At 50.1% G+C, this 24122-nt stretch carries 22 protein-coding genes and 2 pseudogenes; 14 read left to right on the top strand and 10 right to left on the bottom strand.

Annotated features, from left to right (window positions below; all coding sequences use genetic code 11):
* The 8 genes from sctE to ACSPHG_RS10175 all read left to right on the top strand — a co-directional run bounded on the left by sctE (window position 1) and on the right by ACSPHG_RS10175 (window position 8972).
* On the top strand, window positions 1-2052 hold the full coding sequence (gene sctE, locus ACSPHG_RS10140; RefSeq protein ID WP_435953341.1) for a type III secretion system translocon subunit SseC family protein: 2052 nt from the start codon (window positions 1-3) through the stop codon (window positions 2050-2052).
* Window positions 2053-2099: 47 nt separating this feature from the next.
* Entirely contained in the window at window positions 2100-3344 is a 1245-nt protein-coding gene (locus ACSPHG_RS10145; protein WP_435953342.1) for an IpaC/SipC family type III secretion system effector, read from the top strand.
* A gap of 63 nt (window positions 3345-3407) precedes the next feature.
* The gene (locus ACSPHG_RS10150) at window positions 3408-4514 is read left to right on the top strand and encodes an IpaD/SipD/SspD family type III secretion system needle tip protein (protein WP_435953343.1); all 1107 of its coding nucleotides are present in this window, start codon (window positions 3408-3410) and stop codon (window positions 4512-4514) included.
* A gap of 20 nt (window positions 4515-4534) precedes the next feature.
* Window positions 4535-5002, top strand: coding sequence for a hypothetical protein (locus tag ACSPHG_RS10155; protein ID WP_435953344.1), 468 nt, complete (start codon window positions 4535-4537; stop codon window positions 5000-5002).
* A 21-nt stretch (window positions 5003-5023) separates the two neighbouring features.
* Window positions 5024-7153, top strand: a complete 2130-nt coding sequence (locus ACSPHG_RS10160) for a hypothetical protein (protein WP_435953345.1) — start codon at window positions 5024-5026, stop codon at window positions 7151-7153.
* Window positions 7154-7163: 10 nt separating this feature from the next.
* Window positions 7164-7412, top strand: coding sequence for an acyl carrier protein (locus ACSPHG_RS10165; RefSeq protein ID WP_435953346.1), 249 nt, complete (start codon window positions 7164-7166; stop codon window positions 7410-7412).
* A gap of 65 nt (window positions 7413-7477) precedes the next feature.
* Window positions 7478-8392 (top strand): hypothetical protein, encoded by a 915-nt coding sequence (locus ACSPHG_RS10170; protein WP_435953347.1) that lies wholly within the window; start codon window positions 7478-7480, stop codon window positions 8390-8392.
* 79 nt (window positions 8393-8471) lie between these two features.
* The gene (locus ACSPHG_RS10175; RefSeq protein WP_435953348.1) at window positions 8472-8972 is read left to right on the top strand and encodes a LuxR C-terminal-related transcriptional regulator; all 501 of its coding nucleotides are present in this window, start codon (window positions 8472-8474) and stop codon (window positions 8970-8972) included.
* Window positions 8973-9097: 125 nt separating this feature from the next.
* Here ACSPHG_RS10175 and ACSPHG_RS10180 read toward each other — a convergent pair whose 3' ends face one another.
* Window positions 9098-10300, bottom strand: coding sequence for an MFS transporter (locus tag ACSPHG_RS10180; protein ID WP_435953349.1), 1203 nt, complete (start codon window positions 10298-10300; stop codon window positions 9098-9100).
* Window positions 10301-10363: 63 nt separating this feature from the next.
* Here ACSPHG_RS10180 and ACSPHG_RS10185 point away from each other — a divergent pair, with 63 nt between their 5' ends.
* Window positions 10364-11386: an AraC family transcriptional regulator gene (locus tag ACSPHG_RS10185; RefSeq protein WP_435953350.1), complete on the top strand. Its 1023-nt coding sequence runs from the start codon at window positions 10364-10366 to the stop codon at window positions 11384-11386.
* A 225-nt stretch (window positions 11387-11611) separates the two neighbouring features.
* On the top strand, window positions 11612-12052 hold the full coding sequence (locus tag ACSPHG_RS10190) for a GNAT family N-acetyltransferase (protein WP_435953351.1): 441 nt from the start codon (window positions 11612-11614) through the stop codon (window positions 12050-12052).
* Window positions 12053-12313: 261 nt separating this feature from the next.
* Here ACSPHG_RS10190 and ACSPHG_RS10195 read toward each other — a convergent pair whose 3' ends face one another.
* Window positions 12314-13057: an SDR family oxidoreductase gene (locus ACSPHG_RS10195; protein WP_435953352.1), complete on the bottom strand. Its 744-nt coding sequence runs from the start codon at window positions 13055-13057 to the stop codon at window positions 12314-12316.
* Window positions 13058-13159: 102 nt separating this feature from the next.
* Entirely contained in the window at window positions 13160-14302 is a 1143-nt protein-coding gene (locus tag ACSPHG_RS10200) for an NADH-dependent flavin oxidoreductase (protein ID WP_435953353.1), read from the bottom strand.
* A 720-nt stretch (window positions 14303-15022) separates the two neighbouring features.
* On the opposite strand from ACSPHG_RS10200, the gene ACSPHG_RS10205 reads away from it, so the two are divergent.
* Window positions 15023-15643 carry a TetR/AcrR family transcriptional regulator gene (locus tag ACSPHG_RS10205; RefSeq protein WP_435953354.1) on the top strand — a complete coding sequence of 207 codons (621 nt, stop codon included), beginning with the start codon at window positions 15023-15025 and terminating at the stop codon, window positions 15641-15643.
* A gap of 45 nt (window positions 15644-15688) precedes the next feature.
* Here ACSPHG_RS10205 and ACSPHG_RS10210 read toward each other — a convergent pair.
* From ACSPHG_RS10210 to ACSPHG_RS10220, 3 genes and pseudogenes are all read right to left on the bottom strand, one after another.
* A pseudogene (locus ACSPHG_RS10210) lies at window positions 15689-16278 on the bottom strand (flavin reductase family protein).
* A 225-nt stretch (window positions 16279-16503) separates the two neighbouring features.
* Window positions 16504-16887 (bottom strand): nuclear transport factor 2 family protein, encoded by a 384-nt coding sequence (locus ACSPHG_RS10215; RefSeq protein ID WP_435953355.1) that lies wholly within the window; start codon window positions 16885-16887, stop codon window positions 16504-16506.
* 353 nt (window positions 16888-17240) lie between these two features.
* Window positions 17241-18176 carry a LysR family transcriptional regulator gene (locus ACSPHG_RS10220; RefSeq protein ID WP_435953356.1) on the bottom strand — a complete coding sequence of 312 codons (936 nt, stop codon included), beginning with the start codon at window positions 18174-18176 and terminating at the stop codon, window positions 17241-17243.
* 87 nt (window positions 18177-18263) lie between these two features.
* Between ACSPHG_RS10220 and ACSPHG_RS10225 the strand changes: the two genes are divergently transcribed.
* On the top strand, window positions 18264-18917 hold the full coding sequence (locus ACSPHG_RS10225; RefSeq protein WP_435953357.1) for an SDR family oxidoreductase: 654 nt from the start codon (window positions 18264-18266) through the stop codon (window positions 18915-18917).
* Window positions 18918-18992: 75 nt separating this feature from the next.
* On the top strand, window positions 18993-20048 hold the full coding sequence (locus ACSPHG_RS10230; protein ID WP_435953358.1) for an NAD(P)-dependent alcohol dehydrogenase: 1056 nt from the start codon (window positions 18993-18995) through the stop codon (window positions 20046-20048).
* Between the two features lie 196 nt (window positions 20049-20244).
* On the opposite strand, the gene ACSPHG_RS10235 is transcribed toward ACSPHG_RS10230, so the two are convergent.
* Together ACSPHG_RS10235 and ACSPHG_RS10240 are read right to left on the bottom strand one after the other, a co-directional pair.
* Window positions 20245-20817 (bottom strand): TetR/AcrR family transcriptional regulator, encoded by a 573-nt coding sequence (locus ACSPHG_RS10235; RefSeq protein WP_435953359.1) that lies wholly within the window; start codon window positions 20815-20817, stop codon window positions 20245-20247.
* Between the two features lie 96 nt (window positions 20818-20913).
* On the bottom strand, window positions 20914-21780 hold the full coding sequence (locus ACSPHG_RS10240) for an arginase family protein (RefSeq protein ID WP_435953360.1): 867 nt from the start codon (window positions 21778-21780) through the stop codon (window positions 20914-20916).
* Between the two features lie 331 nt (window positions 21781-22111).
* Here ACSPHG_RS10240 and ACSPHG_RS10245 point away from each other — a divergent pair, with 331 nt between their 5' ends.
* On the top strand, window positions 22112-22378 hold the full coding sequence (locus tag ACSPHG_RS10245) for a hypothetical protein (protein WP_435953361.1): 267 nt from the start codon (window positions 22112-22114) through the stop codon (window positions 22376-22378).
* A gap of 84 nt (window positions 22379-22462) precedes the next feature.
* On the opposite strand, the pseudogene ACSPHG_RS10250 reads toward ACSPHG_RS10245, so the two are convergent.
* Both ACSPHG_RS10250 and ychF read right to left on the bottom strand, forming a co-directional pair.
* A pseudogene (locus ACSPHG_RS10250) lies at window positions 22463-22731 on the bottom strand (tyrosine-type recombinase/integrase); the annotation flags it as partial.
* Between the two features lie 152 nt (window positions 22732-22883).
* The gene (gene ychF / locus ACSPHG_RS10255) at window positions 22884-23975 is read right to left on the bottom strand and encodes a redox-regulated ATPase YchF (protein ID WP_435953362.1); all 1092 of its coding nucleotides are present in this window, start codon (window positions 23973-23975) and stop codon (window positions 22884-22886) included.
* Window positions 23976-24122: the final 147 nt, after the last annotated feature.

Genomic DNA, 24122 nt, shown 5'->3' on the forward strand with positions numbered 1-24122 from the left:
ATGGAGATAATCAGGCAGGTGGCGCGGCCAGTCGTTCTGGAGCAAGCGACCCAAGAGCCGGTAGATCAGCATCAGGCGGTTGTAGAAGCGGGTGATGTCGAGTTAAAAAAACAAACCGGGCAGGCCAAACGCCTCGGCAATGCGGAGTTAAAAGATCATCCGCAGCTGAATTCTGTTAAGGGGGCGCTGCAAACCCTCCAGCCCGATCAGCTGCTCAAGCTGTTGAAATCGACGATTAATACCGTCAACGGGAATACCCCCAGGACGAACTTAGATAACCAGGACATTCCTCAGCTTAAGTCTCCGGCGAGCCGCGAGCCCGCCACGGCAAAAAGCGGCAGCGAAGCGAAGCTTTCCGCTTCGGCCTGGGCGACGGCACTGCTCGGGAAGGTCATGCAGCTCACGAATGAAACGTCGATGAGTAACCTGCTCGCCCAGCTGCAGGGCATCAACGCTATGATGGACGGTGCTGCGAATGCCTATTCCGAGATGGCAGCCCAGCTAGAGCAGCAGGGGACGCAGTGGGCCAGCGACGCTGACGCGCTTAAGGCTGCGCAACAGCAGGCGGATGCGCTTTCGCAGGATGTCGGAAAGGCCCAGTCCGCGCTTGATGACGCGCAGCGAAAATTAGCGGCGCTTGAGGCCGAGGCCGCTACACAAGACCCGGTTTCTGAAGAACTGCAGGGCAAAATTGATGCTGCTAAAACGGCGGTGAACGCCGCGCAGGCTAACCTCACCCAGGCCACAACCGCCTATAACAACTTTGCTAATAAGACGTTGAATCCTGCAATAGCTGCGGAGAAAAGCTCGCGATCGGCATTAGATGCGACGCAGGCTAAGTCGCAGAAGATGGTTGATTCGTTCAACCCGCAGCAGCAAAGCACCATTGAACAGCGGCGTAAGGAGGCTGACGCGGAGTCTAAAACCCTGACGTTCCTCATGGCCCTGATGGCGCAGCTGATTAACAAAAGTTCCAGCGACGATCTTCAGGCGTCGGCGGAGCTGAAGCAAAAATTGGCGGAAGCGGCGGCCAAGGACGCGGAGAAAAAGGCCAAGGAATACGAAGAGGAAGTGCGTAAAGCTGAAGAAATGCAGAAGACGATGGGCTGCATTGGCAAGGTTTTGGGCTGGATTGTTACGGCCGTCAGCTTTGCCGCTGCGGCATTCACCGGTGGCGCTTCTCTGGCACTGGCGGCCGTTGGTCTAGCGCTGGCCATTGGTGACGAGATAAGCCAGGCCGTGACCGGCCGCTCGTTTATGGCCGACGCGATGCAGCCGCTGATGGATGCGATCGTGAAACCGCTTATGGAGATGATGGGCAAAATATTCTCAGCCATTCTGCAATCCTTCGGCCTGGATAAAGACACGGCGGATATGGTGGGACAAATCCTCGGCGCGATCGCGGCGGCGGCGGTGCTTGTCGCCGGTGTCATGGTGGCGGGCAGCGTGATGAGCAAAGTTTTTGGCACGATCATTAAAAAGATTGGCGTCGACGTGGCAGAAGAAGCCGGCAAGACCATGGCCAAAAACGTGGCTGTTGAAGTGGAAAAAGAGGTCGTTAAGGACGTCACCAAAAACGTGGTGCGCACCGCGGTGAAGGAAGTTGCGGAAGAGGTAGCGCAGGAAGTGGCTGAAAAAGCCACAAAATCTACCATGCAAAAACTGATGGACAGTGCCATCGGCCAGGTTATTAAGCGGCTAAGCAGAGGTTTTGGCCGTTCATTGGGTGCAGACGAGCTGCAAATGGCCAAGGTTTCTAATTACAGCCAAAAGGCTGTGGTGGGTCTGAGCGTGGTCAATAACTCAAGCCAGGCGGCGGTCGGCATCGTTACGGCGAGTATGCTGCTGGAAGCCTCGAAGATCATGGCTAAATTATTAAAAAATCCAGCGCTTCAGGACTTGCTTAACAAAATGATGGATCGCGCCATCGATAGCCATACCCATCGAATGGAATCGGTCAATGAGATTGTACGCAATATCTCAACGGTTGCGGAAAACCAGGCGCAGGCCGGTAAATATATTACTAAACAGATGAGTGCAGTTGCCGGATAAACGGCGGGACTATTTTTACCCGCAATAATATAAAGGAGTTTTCAATTATGTCCGATCCAATTATTGGTGCTGGTGCGTCAGAACGTTATTTACGCGTGCAGGACGTTCAGACCGAAACAAAAACTGTTGTTATTCAGGAAGAGAAAAGAAATGTCCAGGACATGTCCGATCTCGCAAAAAAAGAGGGCATGCTGACGTTGATGATGGAAAAGCAGAGTCTGCGTACCGATACGACTCAGGCATCATCTGCGGCACAGAAACGCAAAGGGGGAGATATTGAAACGGATACTCCGGCTAAAACTGTGAAATTATCCGTCGCAGGGGAAGGGGATGCAAATAAAGCAGAGCGCCTGGCAGCCTCCGTGCCTGGCGTATTAACGTCACAGATCAATATTACGCAGCCAAATAATAAATCGGCAGATATCGGTAAAAGTGACAGTCAGTCAACCGTGAGCAACGCTTCGTCTTCCGCTGGTCAAGCTCGTTCGCAGCCCGCTGTTGAAGGCGGCACTGATATCACCGCCGCAGATGCAGCAGGCCCACGGTTCATCAACGTTGTGGGTTCCATGAAGCAGCTCGAGGTGAGCAATACCATCACCACCGTAATGCTAAACGCTGAACGAGATGCCAACAAAGCGGCGGCGGCGGCAACAAACCGCAGCGTAGATGCGGCGGCTCGCGCAGGTAATAAAACCATTGAGGCTGCTCGACAGAATCTCAACGGGGCAATCACCTCCGGCGCGCTGGGTATTGCAGGCCAGGGAGCAACGACCGCGACCCAGATGAAGGCGCTAAATAAAGAAGGCACTTCCATCACCAAGAATCTGAAACCGGCCCGCAACCTTGAGCTTGGCGTTCGCGAGCATCAGACCGCGATTAAGAGTGGCAAGGACACCATGGTTCATCAGAACAAAAAGCTGTCCGGCGATGTTGAGGCCACCATGACACATCCGCAGGCCGCTGATCTGCACGCCAGCGCGCTTAAGCGCGATACCCACAACTCGGTACAGCTTGCGACGCAGAAGAGCCGTGTTACCGCCGAGTACGCCAACCAGGGCATTCGTTCCGGGCAGGGGGCTGTTGAAGGGGCATTTGGCGTATCGGCCGCTGAGAAGCAGAAAGAGGCAGAGCTGGCCCGCGCCGACCGCGATGTTAACAACGAACTGGCCAATACCCAAAGTCAAACGGCCAAGAAGGCCGCAGAGACCAATGCGGCCATCCGGAGTATGACCGACACCATACTCAACGCTAATAACAGCGCGGTATCTTCCATCGCGGAACGTACACGCTAAATCTGAAGAATAAGCAACGTATGCAGGGAAACCCGGCATACGTTGCTCAACAGGAATATCGCCATGCTTAACGTAAATAATGCTGTACCCAACCCCGTTAGTTACTCTCCCGCTGATACCAACGCAACCCAGGCTGCGCCGATGGCTGAAACCCACGCAGGTTCAACTTCGGAACTGAATACGAAACTCATTAAAGAGCTTATTGCCCAGTTGGATACCCCTAATAAGGCGGATAAGTTTGATGAAATTAGGGCACTGCTTAGTCAGTATGGTTTGGATACCAGCGGCGAAGATTTTAATAACAGCAAACTGCTTGCCACATTAGAGCGTCTCAAAACGGCCAATGACGGCGCGCAACCGTCGGATGACGTTGCTGAGATGGTCGCCAATCAGGAACAGCGTGTAAAGAGTAGCGCTCAGGCGTTATCGGATATCCAACGCGAGATCGATACAAATCGTACGAAGGCGAACTATTCGTTAAGCCAGTTTTCGGCTGAGAAACAAAGAGCGGCGCAGGAACCTGCACCGGAGACAAAGAGCGGTGATGACGAAATTTCTACCCACACCAGCTATGCCGAGCTGTGGGCCAGAATGGCCCTCGCCATTAAAGAAATCAAAGGCGATTACGTAGATTTCTATGCTGATTTGATGAAGAAGTATACGGATATGTACGAAGCTTATAATACGCACGTAGTGGGGGCGGCATCCAAAGCCGTTTCCACAGGTGATGACGGTAATAATGTTAAGTTCGATACCTCCGTTATGCAAAAAGGGTATGACGACTTCAGGAACGAAGTTAACGGTATCGACCTGGGCAGCGTAAAAAACTGGGACAAGATGACGCCGGAAGAGCGTAAAAGTATGGAAACCACGCTCGCACCTGCCTTTAAGGTAAACGATAACGGTAAAATTGAATTCAACCTCGATCAGTACAGCGCCGCACCAAATTTTCCATCAGGTATCAACGGTGGCAAAGTTTCTACTGCCAGCTACCAGGCGTGGCTTGCCTCCTTTAATGCAGGCGGCAGCGCCCTGCAAAGTAATATGCAGGCTTTTGCCCAACGTTATAGCCAGGCAAACAGCACCTTCGATAATTTAAATAAAGTATTGAGTGGTGCGATCGCGTCCCTTGCTGAAAGTGCAAAAGACGTTCTTAAAGCCTTAGGTTAAAAATTTGCTGAGTGGGTTATATGGACAGCCTCTACAGGTTCGCCTCGCAAGAAAGTTTAAGACAAGATATTTATCTGACTCAGGGAGTAAATGAAACCTATGGTGCATTCGCCTGCCGCGCTTTCGGCTTTAAGAGAGTGCACCCGGCACCAGACACTATTTTAAGACGTATGAACAGCGGGTCGTCTAACAGCTCGCAGGAGAGTTTTAAAGACCATTTTGGCTATGCTTCTGTATCAGAAGAACATCATTCATTGCCCGGTGAGGGGGTTTGCGCCGCACAACGTTATTATTTTCATATGCGAGCAGATACTCTAAAACACGCTTCTTCGCACAATAATGACCGTGCCGATCGGGCTTTACTCGAGCAGCCTGAAATACACGGTCGCTATCGAGAAACGAGTGATAAGCCAAAAAAAACGGTCTTTCAGCGGCTGTTAAATTTCCTAACCCGCTGCTTTATGCCCTGCATCAAAGTCAAAACATAGGACAGTTGAGGAGTTATTATTATGCCTGGATCTATTCATGGTGCAGTCGGACAGGATATTCAATCTATCTATGCCAGAGGCATGGATAGCTCTGCATGCGCGACTGAGAGACCCGCTTTTATCAATCTGATTACAGAAGGTAGAAACGATCCGATAGCCCTATTTAGACAACAGCCGCATCAGACCGTTAATGCAAAAGAGCTTGTTTTGCATGAGGCGCAAAAAAATCTTCCCGCTGACTTCCTTCAAAAGGATTTAAGCCCAGAAGGGAATAAGATCAGGACGCTTATCGGTGTTATCTATAAGGATGTGCAGGATAGCGGTAATGCAGACGATATAGCCAAGCTTGATAAAGTTTGTAAGAAACTTGCCGAAGCTCGCGGCGATGAAAATAAAGAGAAGAAGGTAGCAAAAGATCTCTCAGGCCTCGTTTCAAAATACGGCGAGGGCGCTTTTGAGAAGGTGATCAACAAGTATATTGAACACTGTATGGCAGCCTGGGAAGAGCATCACCAGGCGAAGTCGGTGGATACTCGCGACAAGGCCATCTTTAAGCAGTGTCTGGATGTTTGTAAATCGACGCTAAAGCACGACGTGGAAGGTCTGACACAGCCCGATAAGCCTTGGGAAACGATGGCCCAGAAGCTGAACTTTTTCGTCAATGACTGTGCCTCTATTTCGAAAACGCTGACATTTTATGACGCAGAGCCGGTGACCCCTGCACCACAAGGCCCGGAGACGCTGAATCCTAACCCCGACGGTGGTGCGGATAACCAACGAGTCTTTATTCCAACCGGGCCAGGGCAGGGCGGCATTACCCTGAATATCACCAGCCAGGGGGGAAGCGTTGGCGATATTACCCACTCGGTTGGTGCGGCGAATACCGCGCCTGCGGACTCCAACTCTGCGATTGTTAAGCACATTCTCGATTCCGGGCTTACCAATGTTGAAAAAGTGGGGCTAATTAAAGACCTGTTTAACGCCGGCATTGGCGACGGTAGCCGTTTCCTTGGAAATCTGGCTGGCGTACAGGGCTACAGGCAAGAGCCGGCTGTCGACACTCCGCAGGTGCAGGCTGTCGACACTCCGCAGGTACAGGCTGTTGACACTCCGCAGGTAAAAGCGGCCGGGCGGGAAATTGAAACCCAGACACCAAAGCCTGAACTAAAGAGCATCGCTACTCAAACTGAGGGGGCGCCTGACACGGAAACCGTTAACGATGCGAGCCCTGGCCCTGAGCCCAAGGTTCAGCAACAGCAAACCATTGTGGTTGAACAAAACAGGCTGAAGACGGCGGTTGACGGCGAGGCGTCCAAAAAGCAGGATGCGCATAATTTGGAAGCGGACAACGTCGATAGCGTCGTGCTGCGCGAGAAAAAGGAGCCGTCCGGCCGCACATCTTTATCAAGCGGTGATTTTATTTACACCACCTCGCGCAACATCGACCCGCTGAATCGCAGATCTTCAACGCCGACGCATTTTGTACCCCCTGGGCCAGAGACTAAGCCCGAGCGGGCAAGCGGAAACGTCGTGACGCTGGCGGAAAAGTTTGAAGCTTTGAAGCAGAGGCCTACTTCAGCCTTCGCTCACCTGGATAAAGACGGTGCCGCGGCTGCTGAAGGGGAAAAGGCACAACCGGCCGCGGAGCATGACGTTGAGAAGAGCTTAACGGATAGCCTGATAAGGCCTGAACCTGAACCACCGCTAAATCCTCAGGCGCGCAGTGACGGTTCGGCGGCGAGCAGGGCGCCCGCAGGTATCAAAACGGCCAATCCAGGCATGGATTCAACGGATGGCGGAACGCTTCGCAAGGATGGTGAAGAGGTTAGCCGTAAATCTGCGGCTGATGGTTTCCAGCCAACGCGAATCAATGCTGCGGCCGTAAATACACCCGGGAATAAATCTGGCGACGACCAGGTTTACACAACGGTACGCACGGTGAATTCCTGGAACAGGGATCCAAAGCCGGTGAGTTTCGTTCCAAAGGGTTCCCAATCTATTTCAGACGAACTGGATGCGGTGCTTGCGAGGTTAAAGCCACGGGATCTCTCTAAATTCGATGCTCTGGAAAATAAGAGTGTTGAGCAGGACAAAGAACAACTTCCTTTTCAGGAAAAGTTAGCTGAGTTCAAACGCCGACGCGAGCAATAGGTTATCAACCATGAATGAATCAGTGATTGATGAAACGGTAGCTTCGCTGGTGGCTAACCTCATTTATCAGGTAAACGGCGTTCTACCCACAAATATTAAACTGGAGGACAGTTTAATTACCGACCTGGCAATGGACTCCGTTGAGCTTATAGACCTCCTTATGCGGCTCGAAGAGATAGGCGTAACGATACCGGAGTCCGATATCAGTAGCAGCCTGACCGTTGCGGATATTATCCAGCGCGTGCAGGAAAGTGCATAACGCAGTTCGTTCAATGTCGCCTGAACATGGGGAGGGCGACAGTAAATTAATAAGGAAACTATGTAATGATTACAATGCCGATTCCGCCTGCTGAACTGTACCAGGCGATGGCAAGCGCGAGCGCCAAAGCCGCCACGGCCGCAGGGAATGCCATGAATAGCGTCCAGCAGGGATTTCTTTCTTGCGTGACAAAAGTATATAACTCGCTGGTAACGATGAAAGACGCGGTCGTTGCAGGTTTCCATCGCCTTAGCGAGAGGATGAGCCCCTCGGCTGCTGAAGCTCCTGCGTCTACACCGCCTGCATCTACACCGCCTGCGTCAACGCCGCCTGTGACTACGCTTAATCCTATTTCGGGAGCCGACACGAGGACATTCTGTCAGGAATTAACGCGCAAAATGGAAGCTGACCCTGGCTCTATAAACGGTATGTTTCGACAGAGTCCAACGATCAAACTCAGCGAATTTAATCAACGTTTGACCGACCCGGCTGCATTTTTGAATGCGATCAAAAGTGATGAAATTAATAATGTTGAAGCAAGTTTTTTGATCAAAAAATGGATGGGGCAAACGCTGGCGGAAAATAAATTTTCTCCAGAAGAGCGCAGGGCGCTGGTGGCCAATAAGGACAATAAAGCGGAAGTGAATAAAATTTTTGAACATAAATTTAATTCATCTGATGCTAACGCACGGGAGAATAAAGATAAATTTATTTCGCTACTTTCTGTCATGCGTTCATATAAAGAAATATCTTTAGCAAACATCAATACGGAGAGCCGTCAACACGATCCTAGCGTTGTTGGGATTATGGGTATCGCACAAACATTTGATTTGGATGTAAATCTAATGCTTGCCAGTACCCCAGCAGAGATAGCGTTGCGTAATAAAGAAAAAGATGAGGCACTGACAGCCTTTACGGCGCTGCTGGACCATTGCCCTCCGGGCGTGCCGCCGAAACCGGTCTTTATGCGATCCAACTAACCCCCGCTTTGTCAGCATACTCAAGGCCTGCCTGGCAGGCCTTTTAACTCACTATTTCAGCTTGAGATCGGACGGTGTTGTGCAGATTTATTCCTGCGATAATTATTTTATTCTTGGCGTACGTTCATTAATCGAAAAACTTAATATCAGTGATACCTCCGGAATGATAGTTTTTGATGCGGGCAGCGAGTACGTCTATATTTTCCATGGTGATAAATTACGCCATGCAGATATCAATGATTCATTCAGCGCTCTGGTATATTGCAGTCATGCGTTTTTAGGCAAAAATGCTACTCTCAACGCATATGCTAGTCGCCTTCAGGCGAGTCGTGAAAAGGACTTCGATGACGAGACAACGGCCATTTTGACCCGCAGAGAAGAGATGATAATTAAGGCGTTATATACAGTCTCTAACCGTAAGCATCTTGCCGAGATGTTTAGCATCAGCGAAAAGACCGTTAGCGCGCATACGATAAGAGGGTTACATAAGCTAGGCGTGAAAAATACCAACACGCTGCACCGTATTCTTCAGTCATGGCAGGCTGTATTACCGGCTATTATTCCCGGCTCGCAATTGTAGAATCCGCCGCATTTATAAAAAAATCCACGCCGGAGCGTGGATTCTTATACGGCGTTAAGGTTGGATTTAGGTATTACTCACGTTCATAATTTGTGGTGTGGAGCAGACGTATATCCGTAAAGTGGTCAGGTCAGCGCGACCCTTACCTTTAGTCCAATAACGAGCGTGGCAAAAAACATTATGCAGCCAGCGGTGATGAATACACCTGTTACCCCGCTGATACCAAAGAGTAATCCTCCCAACGCGGCACCCGCAGCAATGGAGGACTGAACGGCTGCGACAACCATGCCGCCAGCGGTTTCAGCCTGATCGGGAACGGAACGCGCTACCCAGTTTGACCACGCAACAGGTACGCCACCAAATGCCATCCCCCACATCGCGACGAACAACATCAATCCTTTTTCCTCTAGCGGCAGCAGAATCATGCTTAATGCCGCGAAACCGACAAGCGCTGGCATAAGTATCAGGGTAAGACGCAGGCTTCTCTCCATCAGCCATCCGGCCAGCAGCGTACCGATAAAATTAGCGATGCCAAATCCAAGCAGTATCAAAGACAAACGATCGACATCAAGTTGGACAATATTTTCAAGCGCCGGACGAATATAGGTAAACAGCGCATACTGACCGGTATGGGCAATCACACACCCCGTCATTCCTATTGCAATGCCCGGGCGGCGTAGCAAATCCATCACAGAAGCCGTTATCGTCATTCTACGCGGCGCCATTCCAGGTAGGGTAAACAGCTGGAAGAGCAGTGTGAGCACGCCTACTGCGGTTGCAGCGATAAAAGCACTACGCCAGCCATATAGCCCACCTAAATAGCTTCCCAGCGGGATCGAAACTACGGTACCGACAGCAATACCGCTAAAAATAATGGAGAGAGCACGAGGCACGCTTTTAGCAGGGACCAGCCGCATCGCGACGGCAGCAGCCATACTCCAGAATCCTCCCAGCGCGATGCCCAGCAAAATGCGCATGACTAACAGAACTGCGAGACTGGATGAAAGCGCGACAAGCAGGTTGGAGGCGATCATCAGCACGGTAAAGCCAAGCAAAACATTTCGGCGATCGTAATTACGCGTCAGGCGGGGAACCGTCAGGCCAGCAAACAGGGCCACCACGGCGGTTACCGTCACAGCCTGACCAGCAAGAGCTTCGGTCACACCGAGATCGGCGGCCATGGGTGTCAACAGGCTGGCAGGAAGATATTCTGCAGTCAGCAAGCCAAACACCCCCATAGTCAGTGAAATAACGGCCATCCATGCGGATTCTTTGGGTTCCGAACTGTTCAAACTAGCGGATAAAGCTTCGGTTGCTTCATTTCTCATAACACACTCTTCTTGGAGTAAAAATTACAAATCCAAGTCTAGAGTTGCTTAGTCGGACGATCTATGATGCCACATCCTGATTTTTTACCCGAAACCCCGGTTATGCATGTGAATAAACATTTTGCCCTTTCATCCGAGCTCATCAGTGAACTGCTGCTGGAAATGCGCCTGCGTGGCGTTCAGTATCGTCGTTTACAGACTGGCTCCGAGTTTGGCGTCGGTTTTAGCAACAGGCCGGGACATGCCTATTTTCACTACATCGCGGTGGGTACGGCTCTGCTTCGCACACACGATGGTACATTGCACGAACTGAAGGCCGGAAGCATGGTATTCCTGCCGCAGGGTGAGGATCATCAGCTTGTATCGGATGTCAGCTGCTCATATCAACATATCGACACGTTAGGCGCTGCTCCTTTAGGCGAGGCCGTCAGCGGAATCAATACTTGCCCGAGTTCGCATCCGACCCCCAGTACGGTTCTGTTTTATGGATGTATGGAGTTCGATCTCGGTGGGATGCAGGAGCTTGGGAAACTGATGCCACAGGCCATAGTGGTTGAGGCAAATGAACAGATCTTTCCGGGGCTGGTTCCCATTCTGGACGCGATGAAATTTGAAATCTGTTCAGGACGCGCTGGCTTCGCGGGCATTCTGGCACGCCTCGCAGAAGTGGCGGCGGCCATGATTGTGCGTGGATGGATCGAAAACGGCAGCGAGAACGCCGCTGGCCTGATCGCTGCGTTACGCGATCCACGACTCGCCCGTGCAATTCTGGCCATTCATCGCGATGCGGGTCGGGAGTGGTCTGTTGCTGAGCTTGCCGCACAGTCGCATGTGTCACGTTCTGTTTTTGCAGAACGCTTCAAATCAATCATCGGCATACCTCCCCTGCGCTATGCAAGGGAGGTGCGTATGCGCATCGCAGGTCACTGGATTATTCACGATAAGATCTCAATTGACACCGTTGCTCTTCGCCTCGGCTATGCCTCACAGGCAGCCTTTAGCAGAGCTTTTAAGCGCATCAATGGATATCCGCCGGGCGCTATGCGTCAGCGATCGGCGAGGGGCGTTAACACGGCAAATGAGTGAATGCTATTTTTATCATTTGCTGGGTTCACGGGAGGAAGCCGTTCTCAACAATAAAAACTGAGCGGAAACGACTTTTCACTACTCAAAGTATCGCAATTTACTTTATGTCCGCTTCGAGCGGGGAGCGGATATTATTAAAAGCCCTGGCGTTCAAATTACTATGGTTCCCTACATATAATAACGGATATTATTATCAAATTTATTAGAAAACATGGAGTAAGACTAATGAGTATCGATGTGAGAACAGCTCAAATTTCTGATGTTGATGGTATGTTCGAAGTGAGAACATCGGTAATCGAGAATCATCTGAGTCGTGAAGAAATGCGGCAAATGGGGATTACCGAAAGCGTCGTGGCCGATATGATTGAGAAGAATCATTGCGCATGGGTTGCGACTGAAAATGAAAAAATCATCGGTTTTACAATGATTTTGCCGGATGAAGGTTGTCTTTTTGCGGCCTTTGTTCTCCCGGAATATGAAGGCAGAGGTATAGGTCGCAGGCTTGTTGTGCTAGCAGAGCAGGAATTATTCAAACATCATGAAATTGCCTGGCTGGAAACCGATAAAAATAGTCGCGCGGCGAAGTTCTACATGCAGCTGGGCTGGGGCAATGAAACAAATATTAACGGCACTGATATCAAATTAGAGAAACATCGCGGTATTTAAAGCAATTCAACTTCCCTCAATGTTTTCTTAGGACACGTTGTATACGTTCGATTAGTCTGACCTCACAGCGAAATGCGCACCGTTGCACAGGAAGTTGGAATCGTAATAAGGTCGCTGATTAGCAGGTCTGATGGGAATTAATCGTTAAGCATGTAAATTCATGATTTGATTGTTTCACCACCAACGGCAAAAAATGCCCCAGTTTTTTCTACCTTTCGGTAAGCCAGGGCATTTTCAGTTACCCAATGATATGTCGTGTGGTTACCAGTTCTGACGGGTAGGGGAAATGATCAAATCGTTGACTGTGACGTTATCCGGCTGGTTCAGCGCATAAATCACGGCATTGGCAACATCCTCTGAGCTAATGGCAATCTTGTTAAGTTCCTGAGCGGCCTTACGGCCTTCAGGATCGCTAACTTTATCAGCCCATCCCGTATTGATCACGCCTGGGCTCACGGTATTGGCACGTATGCCGTGATTAACGCCCAGATCCTTACGCATGGATTCAGTCATCGCCTGAACGAAGAACTTGGTGGCGCTGTAGACGCCCGCAGCGGCGTCAACCTGGTGCCCGGCTACGGAGGCCATATTAAGAATGTGGCCTGACTTCTGCTTCATCATCTGCGGCAGCACGGCGGCAATCCCGTTCAGGTAACCCTTAATATTAACGTCAACCATTTTGTTCCAGTCATCAATTGCCACGTCTTCCCAGTAAGAGAACAGCATCAGACCGGCGTTATTCACCAGAATATCAACCGAGCCATAGGTTTTTACGGCAAAGTCAGCAACGGATTTCATTGAGTCCAGATCCGCCACGCTGGCAGCATAGCCAGCAATGTTATACCCAGCCTGCTTCAGAGGGTCCACGAACGCATTAAGACGTTCGATATTTTGCGCAACCGCGACCACATTAACGTTTTTATCGAGCAGGGCTTTCACCGTGGCCGCACCAATACCTGAGGAGGCGCCTGTCACAACGGCAGTTTTGTTCTGAATGTAATTCATGCTGTATTCCTGTTTGGGGATTTTAGCTGACGAACACGTCAGCTACGGAAGTCATTCGCCAAGTCGACGGAAAGGAGGATTTATTCTTTATGACCTTGCACATTAAATATCCGGCGACTGCCAGTTGACGTCGTCTTTTACCGGAGGCAGGTAGGAAAGACGCTGCATATTCTGGTTCCACAGATTATCCGGAATGCGGTAACGGTCTTCCTTATGCGGGTCGATTGCTGTCACAATCCGCTCCTCCTGACCTGAGGCGATCAGATTGATAAGATCCGGATTCATCATTACGGTTTTACCTAAGGCAATAAATTCCGCCCAACCCGTCAGATAGGCTTCGAGGATCTGATCTGCAGTAAAGAGGTTACCGACGCCAATGAGCGGCAGTTTACCGTTAATACGCTCGTGCAAAAGTTGCATGCGGGTGAGTGAGGTATCTGCCCCGCGACGAGCTTTCTTGTAAAAGTCCCACAGCGAAACGTGTAGATATTGCAGTGGTTTCTGTACCAGGGCATCAATCAGTGCAAAGGTGTCTTTCATTGTCAGACCATGCGCACCCGGCTCTTCCGGAGAAAAACGATAACCGACGATAAATTTATCGCTGGCATATTTTTGCTTCACTTCCATGACTGCATCAACAATCGCAAGCGGGAACCGTAGACGTTGCTCAATTGTGCCGCCCCATTCATCGGTACGGCGGTTGCTTTCTCCTGATACAAACTGCTGAATCAGATAGTTATTGGCCCCGTGTATTTCAACGCCATCAAACCCTGCCTGAATAGCTAAGTGTGCCGCATTGGCAAATGCTGCTATCAGATCGTGAATTTCCCGATCGGTGAGAGCCCGTGCTCCCGATTTCTCATCTGCTGAAGGCGCCACCATATCCCGGCCACTTAACAGTTCAGGAATGCTCAGGTGGCCGCCGTGGTGGATCTGAAGGATGGCTGTAGCACCCTGGTTTTTAGCTATTTGGGCTACTTCACGCAGGCTGGGTAAGTCTTTCTCACCAATAGCTTCTGGCTGGCCGACGAACGCTTTACCTTCCGGAGATACCAGAGTTGCGGCAGCGATAAAAAGGCCAAATCCGTCAAAGCGATTGGTCAGAAAGTTACGCTCTTCATCACTGATGCTGCCGTCTTCGTGGGAGGCAAAATGGGTCATTGGCGCAACGGTAAAACGATTTTTAATAATGACGCCGTTGTTAAGGGTGTAGGGTTCAAATAAAGGTGCATATTTCGGTTTCATTTTGTTTCCTGTGTCATTTCTTTCGACGTAATGCCGGTGTCTTAGTTGATAAAACGTACGGTGCGGCAAAAACTGTCTTACACACAACATTGTGTAGTGGTCACTAAAGATATGGCAATTTATAGCGATCACTACATAAAAAGGCAAGCCTATTTTTGCTTTTTGTAACCATCGCTGCTGTTTTGGACGTGGTGTGATATCTATCGCGGGCATTCTGGACTGCGAGGGCAGGGGTTAAACAAACGGTGAATTCGCAGGCGTCTGCGTCCGGGGCAACGGACGGTCAGCATGTTTTATAAACAGCTCTGCTTTGTTTACCTCCTGGACAAATTTCTACTTTTATGTAGCACTCGATACATAATAACACTATTATGTAGTGACCAATACAATTAAACGGTCATCACATTGTACTGAGATGGACTTGAGGGCAAGAACCCTGCCACACGCTCCATCAAGGTAGAAGAACAGGAAAATGCCACGGGCGTCATTGAAACCCTGGTGACCTGGTCTGCGAGTTTTGACGTTCAGGAGTCGGGAAGGGACGCTGAAAATGAGGTGTTACTGCGTCAAATGATTCAGGCCGGTTATACTGGGGTCCGCGCCTTCTGCTCGCTGGAATGAGGGGACGGGGAGGGCGTGATAACATTGCCCATTAACGACACCTGGCCTCAGGGTCTTGTATAGTGAACCATCAATTTTGACTTTTCATCAGGCAGGAATATGACAGATTCAACGCACAGTACTCCCTCACGAAGAGGGCGCCCACGTAATTTTGACCGGGACAAGGCCCTGATTCGCGCCCTGGGTGTTTTCTGGCGCTGTGGATACGAACCAGCCTCCGTGGGTGAACTTTGCAGGGTGATGGATATCAATCCGCCCAGCTTGTACGCAGCCTTTGGTAGTAAGGCGGAGTTGTTTCTGGAGGCGGTGAACTACTACGAAAGAACATTCTGGGATGAGCCATGGGAAAGGATGCGTCAGGAAGAAAACGTGTATGACGCTATCCATAACTTTTTTACAGAAGCTGCCGTCATCCTCACAAGTCAGGAAGCACCCTGCGGCTGCCTGGTTGTTCTGGCGGCCATCAACGTTTCACCGGAATCAAAAGATGTCTACGATGCGGTTAAGGCGTTGAGAGAGGAGGGCAGGATTTACTTCAGGGAACGCCTGCAGGCTGGTGTACAGGCCGGACACTTACCGGCCGATACGGATGTGGATAGCCTCGGTCTGACATTAAATACGCTGCTCGAAGGCATGTCCATACCCGCTCAGGATGGTATCTCACAGGCTGAACTACAGCGTATCGCAGCACAGGCCGTTCGGCTTTTGCCCCGATTATAGGGCATCCGGCACTGAGCCTGGCCTGGCCTGGCCTGGGCGAGTTAATCATGGCATTTCCGGGCCACCCATCGTCATACCCTCACCGGTGGCATAAAACTGCCCTCCAGCAATGTAGTGGAGGCTTCGCCAGGCTGGATCGGCGGAATCAAACTTCCAGCGGCCGTTGCTGAAGATTCGCGAATCTGCCCAGGCTCCTGTGATTTCACCGATAAACAAATCATAAGCGTCTTGATTATGTGGCTCCGGGATAACCTTGCAGGCAAGCCATCCAGCGCAGCCTTCAATAAAAGGCATATCCGTACCGGGCATTTCAAAAGTCCGTACGGCAGGATGCCTCATTTTTTCGGATCGGTGCGGAGGCTGTGTGTACATGCATGGTGTGTCAGGGCAATCTGTGCAACGGTGGGGATCTGAATAACAAATTGTCCGCTTTTTTCTATAAGCTCTCGTGTGCGAGCCATCTTGTCGAGCACCACGGTCAGCTTTGGCGGAGCATAATCCAGGGCGCAAACCCATGATGCCGCCATCACATTATCCACACCGTCATGTCGGGCTGATACCAGCGTTGTCGGTCCATGGTTTATCAGACGAAATGCCTTTGATAAATCTACCGGGGTAATTGTTACCGTCGCCATAGTTCATTCCTTTTTCAAAATTAGCATTAGCCAGAGGTTTCAGAGCAACTGTACCGACTGCACCACATTCTACTCTTCCAGCATCAGGGCTTTTCCATATGCATTACTGCTGGATGAGAGGTCATTCTTTGTTCTGGTCACAGAACGAGAAAAGCGATGCCTGTCACTCCGGCGTCGAGGCGGGAGTGACAGGCATCAGGGGATGAGATCCCGACGGTCAGTTAATCAGGGTGCAACGTGGGTGTGATAGATTTTGCTGACCACGGTCCATTTGCCATCGACTTTGAGGAGATTGAAAAAGTCGGTGAAGCAGAAACCAGAGATATCGTTAGTATCAATACGCGCACTGGCAGCGGTGCCCACAATATCTATATTAACGATAACGCCCTGTGCTTCAGGAGATGGGCGGAAGGCAGAATCAATGGTGTCAAATAATCCCTGGATAGGGCCACCGGTCAGTTTGCCGTCGCCGTCCACTCCGTAAATGGTAGCTTCCTTACTGAAAGCAGGTTTCATGATACTGCTGTCAGCCTGTTTGCCACCTTCATTGTACTGATTCAGTACCTTAACGATCTCGTTGTATTCCTGTACGTATACTGGCTTGGTCATGGTTTAATCCTCGTTTTTGAATGATGCTTTACGGATGACTTTCTGATTAAGGCGTAGCAAGAATAAAAACACCGGCAAACATAGCCGGCCCGAGTGACCCCATCGTCTGTAGCCAGGCAATCAGTTGGTCTGAAATTGTTGGAGTCATCATTCCGGTCCTGCCGTTAATCATTTATCGATGCACTGCTAGCGCTCAGCGGTATAATTTATATGTAGTGATCACTAAGTAATTTGTAATTTATAGTGATCACTACATAAAGAGTCAACATGAAATTCGATATGTCCTGACGGCGCTGTCTGCCGGGAGGCGGATCGGCCGTGTGCTATGGAGAGGGGGAAAGAGGGGTGATAGGTCAGGCTTGCGGTTGTTTCCAGCCCCCGGTGAACGCGCTGACAATTTCATCCACAAAGACCCGCGTTTTCGCAGGAAGAAGTGGCCCGGGAGGCATTACCGCATAAATTTCACCTTCCTCTGACCCGCGCCAGTCCGGCAGAATATGAATAAGTTCACCACTCAGTAGCGCGGGGCCCACGAGCCAGTCGGGAAGCATGGCGATCCCTGTGGAATGAATGGCCGCAAGCAGCAGTGTTTCGGAGTTATCGGCTGTCAGGGGGCCTTCGGGGTGCAGAATTTCGATCTGCTTCCCTTTTTTCAACGTCCAGTCTGACGACGTTGAGGGGCGGACAAAAGCCAGGCACTGATGTGCTGTCAGCCCCTCCGGATGTGAGGGTGTGCCGTGCATGGCAATATATTCTGGGGATGCGACCAGCAAATTCTGAAAGGAGGCTACCCTACGGGCCTTGAGGGAGCTGTCTCGCAGCGTACCCGCACGTATAGCTACATCAAAACCCTCGGCGACCACGTCTACATAGCGGTCGATATAACGGGCATCAATACGTATTTCCGGATATTTTTTGATAAATCCAGGCAGGAGTGGAGCAATCCATAGTCGACCAAAGGCCACTGGAAGGGAAATGCGAAGCTGACCTCGTGCGCTTGCAGCAAAGTTACTGGCCTCCCGCGTGGCGATATCCAGCTCATCCAGAAGTGTGCGAACGCGCTGATGATACATGATCCCAACTTCAGTCAGCGCCACCCGCCGGGTGGTGCGAGAAAAAAGCTGCACCCCGAGAAAATTTTCGAGACTGCCAATACGACGGGACAGCACCGTTGCATCCCGACCAAGCCTCTCGGAGGCTCCCCTGAAGCTACCGGTCTCCGCCACCGCGACAAAGGCGGTCAGTTCCTCAATACTAACCCTGCTCATCAATTCCTGCATAATTTGCATTACTCAAATGTGTTTTAACGCGATTGTTGATTAATTAAGTGTTTTCTACACTGTTTTCCTCGTCGTGTAACTACAGAGGCAAATTTGATGAAAACATTTCTGAGTATTGGTACTGGCCCGGGCATGGGTTATGAAACAGCCGCGCGCTTTGCAAAAGAAGGATTCCGCGTCGTGCTTGCTGCCCGTCAGGAAGAAAAATTGCGTCAGATGGCTGATGCTCTACAAGCGCAAGGTTACACCGCTGAATTCAGAATCGTCGATGCCCGCAATGCTGAGAGTATCAGCAGACTGATTTCGCAGACTGAAGCTGAATTCGGTGCCATTGATGTTCTGCATTACAACGCAGCTGTGATGCGCAATGAATCAATTACCTCTCAGCCGCAGGGATCTTTCGTTGATGATCTGGCCATCAACATCGGTGGTGCACTGACTGCTACGCAGTCTGTTCTGCCGGTAATGAGCAAGCGTGGAGCGGGAACCATCCTGCTGACCGGTGGGGGCTTTGCGCTTTATCCCGATCCAGAATTTCTGTCACTGAGCATTGGTAAGGCTGGTATCCGAAATATGGCGTTTGGCCTGTTTGATACTCTTAAAAAGCAGGGGATTCATATTGCCAGCATCACCGTCTCAACGGTTGTGGCACCTGATTCAAAAGAAGCGCGCGACGTGGGTAACCAGTTCTGGGATCTACATAACCAGAGTACGAAAGACTGGTCAGCTGAAGCGACCTATCCGGGTTGATAATTTATCCCACTGCTACATGGCCTGTGTACAGTCCCTTTATCTCTATCCGTCACGTAAACAGGACGATACCAAGTGAATATCATTAAAGCATACGCGGCTCAGTCGCCGACAACCCCACTTCTGCCAACGACCGTTCCAGCGAAAGCCACCGGTGAAAATGATGTTGTCATTGACATACTTTTCTGTGGTGTCTGCCATTCAGACCTTCACGCTGCACGCGGTGAATGGCCAGGGATCCGCTATCCTATCGTCCCGGGCCACGAGATTATTGGCCGTGTAACTGCCGCAGGCTCAGCAGTTACACGCCACAACGTGGGGGATATTGTGGGTGTTGGCTGCATGGTCGACAGTTGCCAGCATTGCGAATCCTGTGAAGAGGGATTCGAGCAGTATTGTGAAGGACCGCACGGCTGGAAGCAGACCTATAATGGCTGGCTGGATGGCTCGGGTGAAAATACCTACGGCGGTTATGCAGCAAGTATCACCGTTAACGAAAAGTTTGTACTGAAGATTACCCATGATCATTCCAGCCTGGCGGCTGTTGCGCCTCTGCTGTGTGCAGGAGTAACAACCTGGTCGCCACTGCGTCACTGGCAGGTTGGTCCGGGTAAAAAAGTCGGTATCGTAGGAATTGGAGGCCTTGGTCACATGGGCATTAAACTGGCTCATGCAATGGGCGCAACCGTGGTTGCCTTTACTACGTCCGCATCAAAAATTGAAGAAGTCCGCAGACTGGGCGCGGATAATGTTGTTGTGTCCAAAAATTCGGATGAGATGGCCGCGCATCAAAAGTCTTTTGATTTCATTCTGAATACCGTAGCCGCACCGCACGATCTGGACGCTTTTATGGCAATGCTTAAACGCGACGGTACCATGACAATGGTGGGCATCCCTGACAGTCCGCATCCTTCCCCCAGTGTCTCAAATCTTGTTTTTCAGCGTCGTCAACTTGCTGGGTCACTGATTGGTGGCATTGCTGAAACTCAGGAAATGCTCGATTTCTGTGCCAGCAACGGTATTACTTCTGATATCGAAATGATAAAGATGGAAGATATTGAAATGGCATTCAGTCGAATGCAGAAAAGTGATGTGAAATATCGCTTTGTCATAGATATGGCAACACTGTAAGTGTTTGAAAGGGTTTTATCTTGATAGGTAAAACCCTTTTCTTTATCCCTAAATGAATAATGCATGGGAATTGATTATCCTAATCATTGTCATCCGACATCGTACATATTACATCCGGCGTATTTCTGAGCTAATGTTCGCAATGAGCGGACGTTTTCGATTCCCTGGCTGTCGCGTTGACTAAAGCTGTTTAGCATTATTTTAATAATTTTGACATCAATGCATAAAAAGTTGGCAGGTCACGGTTGAAAGAGAAGGATGCGTTTATGGCCTTACGTGCGATTAAACCGTCAATAAAGGCAAAAAGTATTATTGTGATTTCCTCCAGGTTAATGTCCTGGCGAAATTCTCCCGCCGCGATACCTTCGGCGATAATCCCTGCAAGACTTTGCCGCATGATGATATCACTGGATATATACGTTTTTTGCAATTCAGGGTTCCGCGCAGACTCCGCTATGATTTCAACCCATAGTTGATGTGTGACTGGGTAACCTACATCGCTTATGCATGAATTAACCTGGGCACAAAGGCGGTCGAAATACGTACCGCCAGAGGGTGCATTGTGGGCTATCAATGCTGAATTCTGCTCTTCAAGAACGATTGCCTTGATGAGGTCATCCTTGCTTTTAAAATACGTGTACATCGCTCCCTGACTGATCCCTGCCCGGGTGGAAATTTCACGCACGCTTGTCGCACTAAAGCCTTTTTCTGCAAAGCAGGCAGCAGCAGCGGTAATCAGCTTATGGTAGGTTTCAGTTTTCTTTAACATGTCGACTATGATGTTTAATCTGGTGCCCAGACTTTAACGCTCTTTTGTACCAGGAGCCAGGGTAGAACTCAGTAGTCTGGCTCCTGGAATCCGTTGTTACTTCATAAGCGGTAACGCACTGAGCATATTCTTGAGGTTTAGCATATCCCACGGCAAATGTTCAGCAATCGTAAGGCCGACAGGTTCTGCTTTTGAGGTAGCTTTAGCTATCAGGTTAAGTACATCTTCAATCGTCAATTTTCCTTCTGCTACGTCCCCAAAATCGTGAGGTCCTCTGCCAGGCCTTGCGAAAAGAACGGAACGGAAAAGTGACGGATCGAGAACGTCCAGATCAATGTGTATCGCCAGATATTCAATATTTTCCCTTTCAATCCATCCTATAACCTCTTGCCCGTCGTTTTTGACTTGTTCAGGACCGATAGTCGCAATGTTATGACGCGCAAGGTATTCCGTTTCATAAGCGAGTGGGTCGTGGATACCTGCAATCATTATTTTTGAGGGATTGAGCCTGGTGGCCACATGAGCAAGTAAATCTTTATCACCCGTTCCAATGAGTGCTCCCAGAACATGGGCATGAGCGTTTGGATATTGTTTTGCAGTCTGCACGTCGGGATGAGAGTCAATCCAGAGCACACCCAGTTTTTCACCGTATTTATTGAGCAGATGTGAAAAAGGGGCCAGTGATACCAGACAATCGCCACCAAATACGACTATTGAATCGGGATCATGTTTGTCAATCAGAGCGGCTGCATCGTTGAGCTGCCTGATAATTTGAGGTTTAGCGGTAACGCCATCCACCTCAACCAATAGTGGCTCCGGTGTGGGCTCATCGACCGGAACAGACTCAACAGGGCCGTCCGATTCGGGGGAAAGATACGAAAGAAGAAGTGAGCCAAGATAATAGGGTGGGTTATTGCCACCTTGCCATTGAGGAAATATTAGTCTGAGCGTTTTACGGGTCATAATTTGCCTGTGCTTGTTTGATCAAAGGACTGGTTTTATTTAAGCTACAATTTAATGAATGAACGATCATTCATTTATGCAGCCATTTTTCTTTCGCAAGCAGCGCAGCACATTCAGTTAAGTATAAGGTTATCGTTGCAGACGAGTTGCAGCCAACGTCCGCTCCTGGCACGAAGCAGGCAGACTAACCGAACTAAAGGCCCGTTCTGAGCGAGAGGCGGATCTAAGACCGTGAACGATCCGCTTCAAGCCAAGCGGTCTTTCTTGCTATCTGTAAGTTTGTTTATAATTTATGGAGCAGCATTCACAAACTTGCTACAGGAGTATTTTGATGAAGGTAGAACTTAAGAACGTTAATGGAGAAAACCAGCCTATGGAAGTGGCATCTCTAATTATCACGCTGAGTAATGGTGAAACAATAGAAATTAGTGAAGAGAAACAAGGCCGCCCCGCACACCTGTCTGAAGGCATTACCATATGGGGGGGCCGTATGCCCCTGGAGAACGCTAGCCTTGAGGAACTGAAGGAATCAACCCGAATGCTGGGGATATACCCGCTGGCTGCTAATACCCTGCATCTTTTTCCTTTGAAGAAATAATCTGGTGATGGCAAAAGAACCTGTGATGCTGTTTCCAAAAGGATAATTAGCACTGCAAGGTCTGCTTCTGGCACGAAGCAGGTCAGGACCTGGCGGATTATCCCTGCCCGGAAAAAGGTGCTGCCGATGCCCGGTTAATCCCTGCAGTGTTCTGAGCATTTTGACAGCCTGGAAGGGTAGGGGAATAACGTGTTCTCTGCGGGCTTTCATTCGCGCTGCCGGAATGGTCCACTGAGCGCTATCAAGATCGAATTCTGTCCATTTTGCTCCGTTAGCTTCAGAGGTGCGAGCAAGCGTCCAGCATATTGCCACATGCAATAGCTAACCTGGTATGAGCCGCGACTATTGTCGAAATGGCGACTAGCTCAAGGGTGTTGGATGCGTTATTGACCTTGCGGATCTTATTTAACTGACGAGAATGAAAAATCCACGCAACTGCGTGGATTTTATAGAGTTTTTCCATTGTTTTGAGATTCAGCGAAACCTCATGAGGCAACAAATTTTATTAGACGTTGAACAGGAAGTTCATCACGTCGCCATCTTTAACGATGTAGTCTTTGCCTTCTGCACGCATTTTGCCCGCTTCTTTCGCGCCTTGCTCACCTTTATAGGTGATGAAGTCTTCATAGGCGATGGTTTGCGCGCGGATGAAGCCTTTTTCGAAGTCGGTATGGATTTTACCCGCCGCCTGAGGTGCGGTTGCGCCAACAGGGATGGTCCATGCGCGCACTTCTTTCACACCGGCGGTGAAGTAGGTTTGCAGGTTAAGCAGCTCGTAACCTGCGCGGATCACGCGGTTAAGGCCTGGTTCTTCGAGGCCCAACTCGGCCATAAACTCTTCACGGTCAGCATCGTCCAGCTCGGCGATGTCGGATTCAACCGCTGCACAGACGGCAACAACCACTGAGCCTTCGGCTGCGGCGATTTCGCGAACTTTGTCCAGGTACGGGTTGTTTTCGAAACCGTCTTCATTGACGTTTGCAATGTACATGGTTGGCTTCAGCGTCAGGAAGCTCAGGTATTTGATCGCCGCTTTATCTTCTTCAGTCAGATCCAGCGCGCGCAGCATGCCCGCGTTTTCGAGCTGAGGCAGGCATTTTTCCAGCGCGGCCAGTTCGGCTTTCGCGTCTTTGTCGCCGCCTTTGGCTTTCTTCTGCACGCGGTGGATGGCGCGTTCACAGGTGTCGAGGTCGGAGAGCGCCAGTTCGGTGTTGATCACCTCGATGTCATCCGCCGGGTCAACCTTGTTGTTCACATGGATGATGTTGTCATTTTCAAAGCAGCGTACAACGTGGCCGATGGCTTCGGTTTCGCGGATGTTGGTCAGGAACTGGTTGCCCAGGCCTTCACCTTTGGACGCACCTTTCACCAGGCCTGCGATATCCACGAATTCCATAGTGGTTGGCAGAATGCGCTGAGGTTTTACGATTTCGGCAAGCTTATCCAGACGAGGGTCCGGCATTGGCACAACGCCGGTGTTCGGCTCGATGGTGCAGAACGGGAAGTTCGCTGCTTCGATTCCCGCTTTGGTGAGCGCGTTGAACAGGGTGGATTTACCAACGTTCGGCAAGCCGACGATACCGCATTTGAATCCCATGTTTTTTACCTTAACTATATAATAATCAAGCAATTATGAGTTTTTGCTTAATGTGATGTCAACAATGAGGGACATTATACATGTAACGCTCACTTTTCTCGAACGCTAAGTCTCGACATGCCTGCCGCTGAGTAAGTCCAAAAACAA

The organism is Dryocola baronae, from assembly GCF_051297175.1.
GTDB lineage: Bacteria > Pseudomonadota > Gammaproteobacteria > Enterobacterales > Enterobacteriaceae > Dryocola.